This is a genomic window from Streptomyces chromofuscus, assembly GCF_015160875.1.
In the GTDB taxonomy this organism is placed as follows: Bacteria; Actinomycetota; Actinomycetes; order Streptomycetales; family Streptomycetaceae; genus Streptomyces; species Streptomyces chromofuscus.
The window spans coordinates 1,840,167-1,856,107 of record NZ_CP063374.1 but is presented as its reverse complement, the minus strand read 5'-3'; the positions used below and the strand labels follow the sequence as shown (position 1 = coordinate 1,856,107).

The 15,941-nt window shown below is 70.8% G+C and carries 5 protein-coding genes; 3 read left to right on the top strand and 2 right to left on the bottom strand.

Annotated elements, in window-relative coordinates; all coding sequences use genetic code 11:
- Nucleotides 1–47: 47 nt before the first annotated feature.
- Entirely contained in the window at nt 48–1,442 is a 1,395-nt protein-coding gene (locus tag IPT68_RS08355) for a metallopeptidase TldD-related protein (RefSeq protein ID WP_189701861.1), read from the bottom strand.
- Nucleotides 1,439–2,962 (bottom strand): TldD/PmbA family protein, encoded by a 1,524-nt coding sequence (locus IPT68_RS08350; protein ID WP_189701862.1) that lies wholly within the window; start codon nt 2,960–2,962, stop codon nt 1,439–1,441. Before IPT68_RS08350 ends, IPT68_RS08355 begins: the two co-directional genes overlap by 4 nt.
- Nucleotides 2,963–3,211: 249 nt before the next feature.
- On the opposite strand from IPT68_RS08350, the gene IPT68_RS08345 reads away from it, so the two are divergent.
- The 3 genes from IPT68_RS08345 to IPT68_RS08335 are packed head-to-tail and all read left to right on the top strand — an operon-like array spanning nt 3,212 to nt 15,896.
- Nucleotides 3,212–8,449 (top strand): DEAD/DEAH box helicase, encoded by a 5,238-nt coding sequence (locus IPT68_RS08345; protein WP_189701863.1) that lies wholly within the window; start codon nt 3,212–3,214, stop codon nt 8,447–8,449.
- The gene (locus IPT68_RS08340; protein ID WP_189701864.1) at nt 8,446–11,469 is read left to right on the top strand and encodes a helicase-related protein; all 3,024 of its coding nucleotides are present in this window, start codon (nt 8,446–8,448) and stop codon (nt 11,467–11,469) included. Before IPT68_RS08345 ends, IPT68_RS08340 begins: the two co-directional genes overlap by 4 nt.
- Entirely contained in the window at nt 11,466–15,896 is a 4,431-nt protein-coding gene (locus IPT68_RS08335; protein WP_189701865.1) for an Eco57I restriction-modification methylase domain-containing protein, read from the top strand. Before IPT68_RS08340 ends, IPT68_RS08335 begins: the two co-directional genes overlap by 4 nt.
- The last annotated feature ends 45 nt before the right edge of the window (nt 15,897–15,941 follow it).

The window sequence follows — 15,941 nt, the reverse complement described above, 5'->3', positions numbered from 1 at the left end:
TTCTCCTTGATGATCTTCGGGCAGCCGGGTGACCGCCGCCTACGAGGTTATACGCCCTGGCTGACGGAGCTCATGTTGAAATCGGGGATCCGCAGCGGGGGCATCGCGGCCCTGGTGAACCAGTCGCTCCACTCCCGGGGCAGCGTCTTCTCCGTGCGCCCGGCCTCGGCGGCCCGGCCCAGCAGCCCGACCGGCGACTCGTTGAACCGGAAGTTGTTCACCTCGCCGGTCACCTCGCCGTTCTCGACGAGGTAGACGCCGTCCCGGGTCAGGCCGGTCAGCAACAGCGTCGCCGGATCGACCTCGCGGATGTACCACAGACAGGTCAGCAGCAGCCCGCGCCCGGTGCTCGCGACCATCTCCTCCAGGGAGCGGTCCTCGCCGCCGTCGAGGATCACGTTGTCGATGTGCGGCGCCAGCGGCAGCCCCGTCATCCCCGCGCTGTGCCGGCTGGTGAGCAGGTGCTTCAGCTCACCCTCGGCCACCCACTCCGTGGGGGTCAGCGGCAGGCCGTTGTCGAACACCGAGGAGTCGCCCCCGGAGGAGTGCGCGAGCACGAACGGCGCGGCCTGCAGGCCCGGCTCGTTCGGGTCGCTGCGGAGGGTCAGCGGCAGCTCGGTGAGCCGCTCACCCACGCGCGTGCCGCCGCCCGGCCTGGAGAACACCGTCCGGCCCTCGGCCGCGTCCCGGCCCGACGCCGACCACATCTGGTAGATCAGCAGGTCCGCGACGGCGGTAGGGGGCAGCAGCGTCTCGTACCGCCCGGCGGGCAGCTCCACGCGCCGCTCGGCCCAGCCGAGGCGTACGGCGAGCTCGGCGTCCAGCGCCGCGGGGTCGACGTCCTTGAAGTCCCGCGTGGAGCGGCCGGCCCACGCCGAGCGGGTGCGGTCCGGCGACTTGGCGTTGAGCTCCAGCGTCCCGTTGGGCTGGTCGTGCCGCAGCCGCAGCCCGGCCGACGTGCCCAGATAGCTGGACGTCAGCTCGTGGTTGGCGAAGCCGTACAGCTCGCGGCCACCCGTACGCGCGCGTGCGAACGCCTCGCCCAGCGCGGGTGCGAAGTCGGCGAACACGGCGGACGACGTCTCGGCGGGCGCGTCCGCGAAGTCGGGCGACTCCGGCACGCCCGTCACCAGCGGCTGCGCGTCCTCGGCGGGCCCGGCGCCCCGCGCGGCGGCCTCCGCCGCCCGCACCAGCGGCTCCAGCTCGTCCACGGTCACCGCGGACCGCGACACGACGCCCGACGCCGTGCCCTCCTGGCCGTCCACGGTCGCGACGACGGTGAGCGTACGGCCGCGCGTGACGCCGTTCGTCGTCAGCGCGTTGCCCGCCCAGCGCAGGTTGGTCGTGGAGTGCTCGTCGGCGATCACGACACAGCCGTCGGCCCGGGACAGCTCCAGGGCGCGCTCGACGATCTCGTGCGGCTTGTTCGTCGGGGCGCTCATCGGCCGGCCTCCTGGGTGGTGTTCAAAATGTTGACGCGCCTGAAGAGGGCGGACGGGCAGCCGTGCGACACGGCCGCGACCTGGCCCGGCTGGGCCTTGCCGCAGTTGAAGGCACCGCCCAGGACGTACGTCTGGGGACCGCCGACGGCCGCCATGGAGCCCCAGAAGTCGGTCGTCGTCGCCTGGTAGGCGACGTCCCGCAGCTGCCCGGCGAGCCGTCCGTTCTCGATCCGGAAGAAACGCTGACCGGTGAACTGGAAGTTGTAGCGCTGCATGTCGATCGACCAGGACCGGTCGCCGACGACGTAGATGCCCCGCTCCACGCCCCCGATGAGGTCCTCGGTCGACATCCCGGCCGGGTCCGGCCGCAGCGACACGTTGGCCATCCGCTGCACCGGCACATGCGCGGGGGAGTCGGCGTAGGCGCACCCGTTGGACCGCTCGAAGCCGGTCAGCCGGGCGATCCTGCGGTCGAGCTGGTAGCCGACGAGTGTGCCGTCCTTGACGAGGTCCCAGGACTGCGCCTCGACGCCCTCGTCGTCGTACCCGATGGTGGCGAGGCCGTGCTCGGCGGTGCGGTCGCCGGTGACGTTCATCAGCTCCGAGCCGTACCTCAACTTCCCGAGCTGGTCGAACGTGGCGAAGGAGGTACCGGCGTAGGCGGCCTCGTAGCCGAGGGCGCGGTCGAGTTCCGTGGCGTGGCCGATGGACTCGTGAATGGTCAGCCACAGGTTGGACGGGTCGACGACGAGGTCGTACAGGCCCGGCTCCACGCTCGGCGCCCGCATCTTCTCGGCGAGCAGCCCGGGCAGCTCGCCGAGTTCGGCGTCCCAGTCCCAGCCGGTGCCCGTGAGGTACTCCCAGCCGCGTCCCACGGGCGGTGCGATGGTGCGCATGGAGTCGAACTCGCCGGTCGACTCGTCGACCGACACCGCGGTCAGCTGCGGGTGCAGCCGTACGCGCTGCTGTGTGGTCACGGTCCCGGCCGTGTCGGCGTAGAACTTGTTCTCGTGCACGGTGAGCAGCGAGGCGTCGACGTGGTCCACCCCGTCGGCGGCGAGCAGCCGCCCGCTCCACTCGGCCAGCAGCCCCGACTTCTCCTCGTCGGGCACGGTGAAGGGATCGATCTCGTACGACGAGATCCACGTCCGGTCCGCGTGCACGGGCTCGTCGGCGAGCTCCACCCGCTCGTCCGACCCGGCGGCCTTGATCACCTGCGCGGACAGCTTCGCCATCGCCACGGCCTGGCCCGCCACCCTGGCGGCGGCGTCCATGGTCAGGTCCACGCCGGAGGCGAACCCCCACGTCCCGCCGTGCACGACCCGTACCGCGTACCCGAGGTCGGTGGTGTCCGACGACCCGGACGGCTTGCCGTCCCTGAGCCGCCAGGACGCGCTGCGCACCCGCTCCAGCCGGAAGTCGGCATGCTCCGCGCCCAGCGCACGCGCGCGTGCCAGCGCGGCGTCGGCCAGGGCGCGTGCGGGCAGCGCCAGGAATGATTGATCAACTTCATGGGGCACGGGCGGGAATCCCTTCGGGCGCATGCCTGTGGTGACCGTTGGAGGCAGTGAATCATGTCTCACGCCGCGGATTCCCGGGAGAAGTGCGGGGTTCCAGCCAAGGTGCAGCGAGGGGAAACCACCAGCGAAAAGGGGGTAGCGCGGCAGTAAGGTGGCTCAGTTGCGTGGTTCCGTCTCCCGCGGGGTCTGCTCCCGGGATGCGACGCGCGGGCAAGTGGACATAAGGAATCAAGGGGGCCCGGCCGACCCATGGACGTTTTCGGTGTCCATCACGACCTCATTGCCGAGTACGAGGCGTTCACCAGCTCCCTCGTCGCCGTGCGGGACCCGGACATCGAGCGTCACCTCGCCGGCGAGCGCGAGCGCAAAACCCGCTGGCCCGATCCCAAGCTTGCGCTGAATCCCACCTTCCGCAGCGGCGGAACGGTCGCCTCGCTGTGCGACGACGGTCTGCTGCACCCGATGTGCCGGGAGTACTTCCGGCACAAGAAGCACCCGAACGACCCCGGTACCCGCACCCTCTCCCTCCACCGGCACCAGCGCGAGGCCATCGCCGTGGCCGATCGCGGAGACTCGTACGTGCTGACCACGGGGACCGGCTCGGGCAAGAGCCTGACCTACATCGTGCCGATCGTCGACAAGGTGCTGCGGCACCCGAATCCCGACGGGATCTCGGCGATCGTCGTCTATCCCATGAACGCACTGGCCAACAGTCAGCTCCACGAGCTGGAGAAGTACCTCACGTGGGGCGTGCCCGAGGACCGCCGCAAGGTGACCTTTGCGCGGTACACCGGCCAGGAGAACTCCGAGCAAAAGCTCCAGGTACTGCGGAACAAGCCGGACATCCTGCTCACCAACTACGTGATGCTGGAGTACCTCCTCACCCGCCCCGACGAGCGGCGGGAGCTGATCGGCGCCGCTCGTGGCCTGCGCTTCCTCGCCCTCGACGAACTGCACACCTACCGGGGCCGCCAGGGAGCCGACGTCGCCCTCCTCGTCCGCCGGCTGCGGGACGCCTGCGAAGCACCCGCCCTTCAGTGCATCGGCACCTCGGCCACGATGGCGACCGGCGTCACCTTCGCCGAGGCCCGGGAGGAGATCGCCGACGTCGCCACACGCCTGTTCGGTACGAAGATCGAACCGAAGCGTGTCATCGGCGAGACCCTGGAGCGTTCGACCGACCCGGGCCCCGACGCCGTACCCGGGGTACATCCCCGCGAACCCCTCGCCGACGCGGTCCGCCGCGCCGCCGCCACACCCCACGAGCTTCCGGCCGACTACGAGGCCCTGAGCCGCGACCCCCTCGCGGTCTGGGTCGAGGACACCGTGGGGCTGGCCGTCGAGGAGTCCAGCGGGCGGCTCGTCCGCCGCCCACCGCTCACGATCCCACAGGCGTCCGCGCTGCTGGCCGACGCGAGCGGGGAGCCGACCGAGGTGTGCCACCGAGCCATCGAGACCGTGCTGCGCGTCGGTGCGAAGGCCAGGCACCGGGAGCTGGACCGACCCCTGTTCGCCTTCCGGCTGCACCAGTTCCTGTCCAAGGGCGACACCGTCTATGTCAGCTTCGAGCCACCCGGCCGCCGCCACCTCACCAGCCAGTACCAGATCCGGGTCCCCGAGCATCGCGACAAGCCGCTCGTTCCCCTGCACTTCTGCCGCGACTGCGGCAAGGAGTACCTGGTGGTCACCCGCCCCGCCGAGCACGAGGGCACGGTGTTCGAGGCCCGGGAGGACCCGGACGCCCCGGCCGCCGACGGTGACGGTTTCCTCTACGTCAGCGACGACCGGCCCTGGCCCGACGCGCACGACGAGGACGCCGTGTTCCGGCGCCTCCCGGCGAGCTGGGTCGAGACGGACGACGACGGCCGGTCGACGGTCCTGAAGGCCCGGTCCGGGGATCTTCCCGAGGAGGTGTGGGTCGGCCCGGACGGCCGGGCGACCGAGCCCGGCACGGGCCTGCGCGCCTGGTGGATCGCCGCCCCGTTCCGTTTCTGCCTGCACTGCCGCACCTCGTACGAGCAGCTGCGGCTCAAGGACCTCGCCAAGCTGGGCACCTTCTCCGCGGAGGGCCGCAGCTCCGCCGTCTCCCTGATCAGTTCCCGTGTTGTGCGCTCCCTCCGCGACCAGCCCGAGCTGACGAAGAGGGCACGCAAACTCCTCACCTTCGTCGACAACCGGCAGGACGCCAGCCTCCAGGCCGGCCACTTCAACGACTTCGCGCTGGTCAGCCAGGTGCGGGGTGCCCTGTACCGTGCCCTGGAGACGGCGGGGGAGCAGGGGCTGACTTATGACCGGCTCCCCCAGGCCGTGTTCGACACCCTCGCTCTCCCGCTGGAGACGTACGCCAGGGTGCCGACCGCCAAGTTCCACCAGCGCGACCTCGCCCACTCGGCCCTGCGCGAGGTCCTCGCCTACCGCGTCTACGCCGACCTGGAGCGCGGCTGGCGCGTCACCATGCCCAACCTCTCCCAGACCGGCCTGCTGCGCTTCGACTACACGTCCCTCGCCGAGATCGCGCACGACCCGGAGAGCTGGGAGGGCTGTCATCCCCTCCTTACCGGCGACACGCCCGCCCACCGCGAGCAGCTGGCCCGTGACCTGCTCGACGAGCTGCGGCGATCCCTCGCGGTGGAAGTGGAGTGCCTCACCCAGGAGGGCTTCGACCGGCTCGGCAGCATCAGCGAGACGCATCTCGTCGCCCCCTGGGCCCTGTCCGCACGCGAGCCGCGTGTCCGTTCCCGCCTGGCCTACGCGGGCCGCGGTCAGACCGGCGCGGCGGCCGACACCGTGCATCTCAGCGGTCTCGGCGGATACGGCCGCTATCTGCGCCGCATCGGTCAGTTCGCTGCTCTCCCCGGCCAGGCGGGCAAGCGTATAGCGGTGGCCGATGCCGACGTGGTCATCCGCGATCTGATGCGGGTGCTGCGCGAGTGCGGGCTGCTCGCCGTGGTCCAGGAGGAGCGTGACGGCTCCTACGGCCACCAGCTGCGCGCCTCCGCCCTGCGTTGGCTCCCCGGCGACGGCACGCGACCCGAACCGGACCCGGTGCGCAAGGTGACCGACGCGGAGGCCGACGTCCGCGTCAACCCGTACTTCCGCAACCTCTACCGCGCCGGGGCCGCCGGGCTCACCGGCATCAAGGCGCACGAGCACACCGCGCAGGTGGACTCCACGACCCGCCGCGTCCGTGAGGACGCGTTCCGCAAAGGCGACCTTGAGATCCTCTACTGCTCGCCGACGATGGAGCTGGGCGTCGACATCGCCGAGCTGAACGCGGTCGGCATGCGCAATGTCCCGCCGACTCCGGCCAACTACGCCCAGCGCTCCGGACGCGCCGGACGCAGTGGCCAGCCCGCGCTCGTCACCACGTACTGCTCGACCGGTTCCCCGCACGACCAGTACTACTTCCGCCGCCCCGGCCTCATGGTGTCCGGCAGCGTCACCCCGCCGCGCCTCGACCTGGCCAACGAGGAGCTGATCCGCTCCCACGTCCACTCGATCTGGCTCGCGGAGACGGGCGTCCACCTCGGCAGCCGCCTCACCGACGTGCTCGACGCGGAGACCGCCGACGCGGAAGGCCGGTGGCCGCTGGACCTGCTGCCGCGGGTACGGGACGACCTGGACAGCGAGACCGCCCGGCTGCGGGCCATCAGCCGGGCCACCGAAGTCCTCGCCCCGCTCCACGACGAGCTCTCGGACTCCTCCTGGTGGCACGAGGGCTGGGTCGAGCGCATCGTCCGCCAGGCGCTCGGCAGTCTCGATGCGGCGTGCGAGCGCTGGCGCCGCCTCTACCGCACCGCTCGCAGCGAGGTGGAACAGCAGCACCGCCGGGCCAACGACCTCTCCCTCAGTCGCAGGGACCGCGACCGGGCCGCGGGGCGGAGGGCCGAAGCCGAGAACCAGCTGAAGCTCCTGCGCAACGAGGCCGACAGCGAGTCGTACAGCGACTTCTACACCTACCGCTACTTCGCCTCCGAGGGTTTCCTGCCCGGCTACTCCTTCCCCCGCCTGCCCCTGGCCGCCTATGTGCCCGGGGAGCGTTCGGCCGGGATGTACGGACAGCGCAGCGGCGCCTACATCCAGCGCCCCCGCTTCATCGCGATCGGCGAATTCGGCCCCGGCGCGCTGATCTACCACGAGGGCAACCGCTACACCATCGACCGCGTGACCGTCCCGATGGGCGACCGCCCCGGACAGGTGGCGACCAGCGACATCAGGCTCTGCGAGGCCTGCGGCTACTGGCACGACCGGGTCGAGGGCGCCGACCGCTGCGAGAACTGCGCCGTCCCGCTCCACCGCACCCTGCCGAAACTGATGCAGCTCACGCAGGTGCACGCCGAGCCGCGTCGCCGGATCTCCTCCGACGAGGAGGAACGCCTGAAGCGGGGCTTCCACCTGCGGACCGTGTACCGGTACGCCCCCGGCGGCGCCTACGTGGCCCAGGTGCGCGGCGCGGACGGGGCGCCCCTCGCGGAGGTCACCTACGGGGACTCGGCGACCGTCCGCGTCCTCAACCTCGGTTACCGCAAACGCGACGCCCAGGACCGCTCGGGTCAGGGATTCTGGCTGGACCCGGTCAGCGGCAGGTGGCTGTCGGAGAGCAAGGCGGCCCGGCTGGCGAAGGAGGAGTCCGCGGAGGAGGAGTCACTGGCGTCCTTCGACCGCGCGCAGCGCACCCTCCAGGTCATCCCCTACGCACAGGACACCAAGAACATCGCCGTGGTGCGGCTGGCCGAGCCGGTCGACGACCTCACCGCCGTCTCCCTGCGCTACGCGCTGGAACGCGGGATCGAGGCGCACTTCCAGCTGGAGGACTCCGAGCTGGAGAGCGAGGACCTCCCCGACGCCGAGCGGCACGGCCGGACCCTCTTCGTCGAGAGCGCCGAGGGCGGAGCGGGCGTGCTGCGCCGCCTGTACGACGACGAGAACGCCCTCGCCCTGGTGGCGAAGGAAGCCCTGCGGATCATCCACTACGACGAGGACGGCAAGGACCTCGACCGGGCCGACGGCGCGGCCGAGCGCTGCGAACTCGGCTGCTACGACTGCCTGCTGTCGTACTCCAACCAGGGCTTCCACCGGCGCATCGACCGGCACCGTGCCGCGCCGTGGCTGGTGGCACTGGCCAGGTCCCGCACGAAGGACGAGTCGCGCCCGGAGCCATCGACGGCACCCGCTCCGCGCCGGGAGCAGGCACCGGACACACCCGTCGAGGCGTTCGTACGCCTTCTCGCGGACGGCGGTCACCGGCTCCCCGACGAGACGGCCACGGAGGTCGCGGACGTGGTCTTCCACCTCCCGGGCGCCGAGGTCGCCGTGTTCCTGGAGTACGACGGAGCACGGCGGCTCGGCGAGCAGGACGAGTACCGCATGATGGACGACGGCTGGCTGGTGATCAGGGCCGGAGCCGAACCCGACTGGAAGGACACCGTGCGCGCATATCCGGACGTCTTCGGCGTCGGCCGCGACCACAGGGGAGGCGACCGATGAGCACGCCGGCCGGCCACGCACCCGGCACCCTCGTACGCGCCCGGGACCGCGACTGGGTCGTCCTTCCGGGGAGCACCGAGGACCTGATCCTCGCCCAGCCCCTGGACGGCGACCGCGAGTTCGTCGCCGCCCTCTTCCCCGACGAGGTCCGCGAGCCGGGCTTCGGCCGCCCCAAGGCCCTGCCCGGTGAGGCCGGCGACTTCGCGTCCGCCTCACTGCTGCGCACCGCCCTGCGCATCGCCTCCACGGCGGGCGCCGGCCCCTTCCGCTCCCTGAACGCGGTCGCCGTCGAACCCCGCCGGTATCAGCTGGTTCCGCTGATGATGGCGCTGCGCATGGACCCCGTACGCCTCCTGATCGGTGACGACGTCGGCATCGGCAAGACCGTCGAGTCCGCGCTGATCGCGAAGGAACTCATGGAGCAGGGCTCCGCCCGCAACATGACCGTGCTCTGCTCCCCCTCGCTCGCCGAGCAGTGGCAGCGCGAGCTGCGCGACAAGTTCGGCATGGACCCCGAGCTGGTCCTGCCGTCCACGGCCGCACGGCTGCAGAAGGCGATCGACGACCCCGACCGGTCGATCTTCGACCACTACCCGGTCACGGTCGTCTCCACCGACTTCATCAAGCAGGACGAGCGCCGCGACGCGTTCCGCCGCCACTGCCCGGACGTGCTGATCGTCGACGAGGCACACACCTGCGTGGGCACCGGCGGCAACGAGCAGCAGAAACGGTACGAACTGCTGTCCGCGCTCGCCGACCGCACCGAGCGCGACCGCCACCTCATCCTGGTCACCGCGACCCCGCACAGCGGCGACCCGCAGGCGTTCTCGAAGCTCACCGGTCTCCTCGACCCGTCCCTGCGCACCCTGGACACCACCCGGTCCGCCGACCGCGACAAGCTGGCCCGCCACTTCGTCCAGCGCCGCCGTCACGACATCAAGCGGTACGTAGGCCAGGACACGCCCTTCCCCGAGGACCGGGACACCCAGGACGCCCTCTACCGGCTCGACGCCGACTACGCACGCTTCGTCGCCGACATCCTCGCCTACACCCGTCAGCAGGTGCGCGGCCCCGGCGGTGACCACCACCAGCGCATGTCCTGGTGGACGGCGCTCACCCTGCTGCGCTGCGTCCTGTCCTCTCCCGCCGCGGCCGCCGCGACCCTGCGCACCCGCTCTCTGATCGCCGCCACCCGCACCCCGGCCGAGGCCGACAAGCTGGGCCGGGCCGCCGCCTTCGAACTCGCCGACGACGAGACGGCCGAGGGCATGGACGTGGTGCCCGGCTCACTCCCGTCACTCCCGGACGAGGACGCCGCCACCCCGGAGGCGCCCCGCAAGGGACGCACGAGCGAGGCCAGGGCCCTCGCCGACTTCGCCGACCGGGCGGACGCCCTCGCCGGCCCCGCGACGGACGCCAAGCTGCGCACCCTCGTCGACCGGGTCAAGCGGCAGCTGGTCGACGGCTACGACCCGATCGTCTTCTGCCACTACATCCCGACCGCCGAGTACGTGGCCCGGCACCTCAAGGAGGAACTGGGCCGCAGCGCCAGCGTGGAGGCGGTCACCGGCACCCTGCACCCCGACGCCCGGCAGGCCCGCGTCGACGAGCTGACCGCCCGGCGCGGCCGGCACGTCCTGGTCGCCACCGACTGCCTCTCCGAGGGCGTCAACCTCCAGGAGCACTTCGGCGCCGTCATCCACTACGACCTGTCCTGGAACCCCACCCGCCACCTCCAGCGTGCGGGCCGCGTCGACCGGTTCGGCCAGCCCCGCCGCCGCGTCCGCGAGATCACCGTCTACGACACCGACACCGGCATCGACGGACTCGTCCTGAAGGTCCTCATCCAGAAGCACAAGGACATCGCCGACCAGACCGGTGTGGCCGTCCTCGTCCCCGACCAGGGCCGGGGCGTCCTGGAGGCCCTCGCCAGCGCCCTGCTGCTGCGGGGCAGACAGCCCGAGGGCCAGCTCACCCTCGACTTCGAGGACGACCCCGACTTCGGCCGGGCCCGCGAGGCCCTCCACAAGGAGTGGGAGTCGGCCGCCGAGCGTGAGTCGAAGGTCCTCACCAAGTTCGCCCACTCCGGTCTGCGCCCCGAGGAGGTGGAGGCCGAACTGGACGCACTGCGCCAGGCGTTGGGCGAACCCGGCGACATCGCCACGTTCACCCGCGAATCCCTGGCCCAGCTGGGCGCCCAGCCGATCGGCGACGCCCGCGACCGGGGCTTCAAGGCCCCCGTGGACCCGCTGCCCACCGGCCTCAAGCACGCCCTCGGCTTCTACGAGGACGCCGACCAGGCCGCCGCCCCGGGCGGAGCGGCCAGGGCGAAGGCCAAGGGCCACGCCAGGACCGCCGCCCGCGACCTCGTCTTCCGCGAGGACCTTCCTGTGGCACGCGGTGAACACGCCCTGTCCCGCACCGACCCGGCAGTGCGTGCCCTCGCCCGCTACCTGCTCGATGCGGCCGTCGACACCGGCCTGCCCCCCGAGGAGCGCCCGGCCCGCCGCCTCGGCGTGATCCGCACCGCCGCCGTCGACCGCCGCACGGTCCTGCTGCTCGCCCGCTACCGCTTCCGCCTCACCCTGCCCGGCCGCACGGCGAGCGACGACCCGCGCGTCCTGGTCGCCGACGACGCCCAGGTCCTCGCCTGGCGCACCGGCGACGACGGCGGCCGCACCTGGTTGTCCGACGAGGAGACCGCCGCCCTGCTCACCGCCACCCCCGACCTGAACACCCTGCCAGCCCTGCGCGACCAGCAGGCCGCCCGAGCCGCCGCGGAACTCGACGACGACGAGATCAACGACCACCTGAAGGCCCGCGGACAACTCCTCGCGGACCGGCTGCGCGAAGCCCACCAGCGGGTCCGCGAGGCCGCTGGCCAGCGCGGACGCGAACGCGGCGCCGCCGCCGTACGCCGCATCGACGTCCGGCCGTCCGGCGACCCGGACCTGCTCGGCGTGTACGTGTACCTCAGCGCCCCGGCCGCACAGCGCCCCGCCTCCGGAGGAGACCGGTGACCACCCTCGCCCCCGACCGCCTCCCCGCCTCCGCCGCCGTACGCGTCGAGGGCGGCCTGCTCTCCGCGGACCTCCTCACCAAGATCCGCGCCGGCGACCCCGAACTGCCCGGCAGCGCCCCCGCCGACTACGGGCTCGGACGCGGCGTGCGCATCGAGGACGCCGCGAGCCGCAAGTGGAACGCGCTGCGCGCCGCGTACACCTCGCTCCAGGAGGAGCTGAAGGAACTCGACGGCAAGGCCGACCCGACCAAGGCGACCCGCGTCTGGCTCCTCACCCTCCTGGAGGAGCTGGGCTACGGCCGCCTCGCCCCCCGGCGCGGCGGCATCCGGCTGCCCGGCCGCGAGCCGTACCAGGTCAGCCACCAGTGGATGGACCACCTCCCCGTCCACCTCCTGGGCTGGACCACCCCCCTCGACCGCTGGTCGGCGGGCAGCGCCCGCGTCCCCCAGTCGATGATGCAGGAACTGCTCAACGCCTCCCCGGACCACTTGTGGGGCATCCTCTCCAACGGCAAGGTGCTGCGCCTCCTGCGCGACTCCACGGCCCTGGTCGGTTCCGCGTACGTCGAATTCGACCTCGAAGCGATCTTCGGCGGCGGGGACTTCTCCGACTTCCTGCTGATGTACGCGCTGCTCCACGCATCCCGCCTGGAACTGGTGCCCAAGCCCGAGAAGAAGCGCCGGGGCGCGGCGGCGGCCGTGGCGGAGGACGAGGAAGAGGCCGACGAGGAGGAGGGCGACGGCCTCGCGGCTCCCGACGAGCTTCCGCTGACCCCCGCGGACTGCCGCCTGGAGTGGTGGCGCGACTTCGCCGTCGAGACCGGCATCCGCTCCCGCAACCTCCTGCGCGACCAAGTCGCCAAGGCGCTGAACGTCCTCGGCACGGGCTTCCTCCAGAACAACCCGGACCTGGCCGAGGCGATCACGGCCGGGGGCCGCCGTGCCCTGGACGACTTCCACCACGAACTGCTGCGCCTCGCCTATCAGCTGATCTTCCTCTTCGTCGCCGAGGACCGCGACGCGCTCCTCGAACACCCCGGTCCCGGGGCCACCAAGGCGGAGGTCAAGGCGAACCAGGCGGCACGCGAGCGCTACAACCTGTACTTCTCCACCGCCCGCCTGCGCCGGATCGCCTCCCGCCGCAAGGGCGACCACCACACCGACCTGTGGCAGGGCCTCGTCCGCGTCCTCGACGCCCTCGGCACCAATGGCGGGGAGCCCGCGCTGGCGCTGCCCGAACTCGGCGGCCTCTACTACCTCCCCGAGCCCGACGAGATCGACCAGGATGCCCAGTCCACCCGCCTCCCGGGCAGCCCGGAACCCCTGAGGGTCGCGAAGCTCCCCAACGAGCGTCTGCTGGAAGCCGTACGCCTGCTCTCGCGCATCAAGGACAAGGGCCGCACCACCCGCGTCGACTACCGGCACCTGGGCGCCGAGGAACTGGGCAGCGTCTACGAATCGCTGCTGGAACTCGTCCCCGCCCGGGAGCCGGAGAACGAGCTGTTCGAGCTGAAGGACCTCGTCGCGGGCAACAAGCGCAAGCTGACGGGTTCCTACTACACCCCGTCCTCCCTCATCGAGAAGCTGCTCGACACCGCCCTCGACCCGGTCATAGAGCGGTACGCCGCCTCCGGCGTCCCGGACCACCTGCTGAAGATCAACTTCGTCGACCCGTCCTGTGGGTCGGGCCACTTCCTGGTCGCGGCGGCCCGGCGCATCGCCTTGCGGTACGCGGTGATGGACCAGGGTGAGAGCCAGCCGGCCCCGGAGCGGGTCCGCGAGGCGATGGCCAAGGTCGTACGGCACTGCGTCCACGGCGTCGACATCAACCCGCTCGCCGCCGAACTGGCGAAGGTGTCGCTGTGGCTGGAGTCACTGACCCCCGGTGAGCCCCTCGCCTACCTGGACGACCGGATCAAGACGGGGAACGCCCTGCTGGGGGCGACCCCGGCCGTCCTGGAGCGGGGCATCCCGGACGGCGCCTTCGAAAAGCTGGAGGGCGACGAGCAGCGGGTCGTCACCGAGCTGCGCCAGCAGAACGACCGGGAGCGGAAGGGCGCGGAGCACCTGCCGTTCGCCGAGCGGGTCGTGCGGACGAGTACGGCAGTGGTGCGGGTGGAGGCAGAGAAGGTCGCGAAGATCGGCGACCACAGCCTCGCCGAGGTGCGCCGGCACGCCCGCGCGCACCGGGAGTTCGAGAAGCAGCCCGAACTGCGGCATCTGAAGCGGGTCGCGGACGTGTGGTGCGCTTCCTTCCTGTGGCCCAAGCACAAGGGCGCCCCCGCCGCCATCACGACGAACGTGCTGCGAGCCGTGGAGAAGGACGTGGAGGACGGGCCGCTGGTGGACGAGGGGGCGGAGACGATGCTGAGGGACATCGTCCGCCGCAACCAGTTCTTCCACTGGCACCTGGAGTTCCCGCGCGTCTTCCGGGTGGAGGAGTCCGAGGCCGAGGACGTCAACCCGGAGACCGGCTGGCAGGGCGGCTTCGACGTGGTGCTGGGGAATCCACCGTGGGAGCGGGTCAAGATTCAGAAGAAGGAGTGGTTCGCGGCACGGGACGAGAAGATCGCCGCGGCGGCCACGGCCAGCATCCGCGACCGCATGATCGAGGCGCTGGGGACGAGTGTGGACGAGGAGGGGCGTCCGAACGAGGGCGACCGTCAGTTGTACGTGGAATACCAGTTCGACCAACGGGAGTCCAAGGGCCAGGTCACCATGTACCGGAAGTCGGGGCTGTTCCCGAAGACCGGCTTCGGTGACGTCAACACGTACGCAGTCTTCGCGGAGAAGGCACGGCAGCTGATCGGCCCGGAGGGGATGGCGGGGCTGGTCCTGCCCACGGGGATCGCCACGGACAAGACGACGGCGCCATTCTTCTCGGATCTGGTGGAGACGCGGCAGATGGTGGCCGTGCTGGACATGGAGAACGAGGAGAAGCTGTTTTCGGCGGTCCACAACCAGTATCGGTTCAGTCTGTTCACGATGGCGGGCCGCGACCTCACCAGGCACTACCCAGCCGTGCGACTTGCCTTCCGTGCGCGGCGGCCGGATCAGTTGGATGCGCGGGAGTTCACGCTGGACGAGGAGGGATTCAAACGGATCAATCCGAACACGCGGACGGCGCCGGTTTGTGAAAGCCGGAGCCATCTCCTTGTGTTGGACGGTGTGCACGATCGGGTGCCGCTGCTGCGGCGGCATGTCAGTGGCGGCCCGGCAGATCCCTGGAAGCTGGGTAACGGCCCGTTTCTCCGCATGTTCGACATGGCTACGGCCTCCAAGAGGTTCCAGTCTGCCGAGACGCTCTTTGACCAGGGTGGAACGTGTGACGGCACGGTCTTCGTGAGTGACGACGTGCGCTATTTGCCTCTGTACGAGGGGAAGTTCCTCCACCAGTTTGACAGCCGCTTCGCGACCTTTGAGAACGCCACTCAGGCCCAGATCAACAAAGGCACCCTTCCAAGGCTCGACGGTGACGCTCATCGCGATCCATCTGCCGTTCCACTGCCGCGTCATTGGGTTCCTGAGGATGACGCCGAGGAACGATTGGCTGAAGACAGGTCTGTTCCCCGCAAGGCATGGCGGCATGGCTGGCTCATGGGCTGGCGTGATGTGTGCCGGGCATCGGACGATCGCACGGTGATCGCGACGGTGTTGCCAAGGACGGCTGTGGGGCACACCCAGCCCTTGCTGTTGCCAGTGTCTGCAGAAGAACCGATGTATGCCTTGCTGGCCAATCTTTCCGCTTTCGTGTTGGACTTCGCAGCCCGTCAAAAAGTGCAGGGCGCCCACCTCACGTATACCTACTTGGAGCAGCTTCCCGTCCTGCCTCCTGCCACCTACGACCTTTCCGCCCCCTGGACCCAGGACGCCCCCCTTGCCGACTGGATCCGATCCCGAGTCCTCGAACTCACCTACACGTCCTACGAAATGGCCCCCTGGGCGAAGTATCTCGGTGACGACGGTCCACCCTTCGTCTGGGACGAGAGGCGTCGTTTCCTGATGCGCGCGGAACTTGATGCCGCGTACTTCCACCTGTACGGGATTGAGCGCGCGGACGTGGACCTGGTCCTGGACAGCTTCCGGGCGTTCAAGAACAAGCAGCCCGCCGTCTTCCAGGACACGAAGGACGAGATCGTCCGCGTCTACGAGGCGATGGCCGAGGGGCGGACCTTCACCCACCCCTCCCTCACCCCGCCCCCGGCTCAGGGCCCACGCCACCCACCGGGCACCAGCCCGCTGACCCGCGTCATCCCGGCCGGGGGCCCGCCGAAGCGCCCGACTGCACTGGCGACCAAGAAGAAGCGCCGGGGCAAGTCCGCACCCGACCAGTTGGGCGGAGGCCTGTTCGGCCTGGACGAGGTCGAGGGTGGCGACATCCAGCTCGACATGCTCAACCTGTTCGGCGAGGACGAGCAGGAGTAGGACAGGCGGGCGCAGACCAACGGGCGGGCAGGGGATCGATTCCCG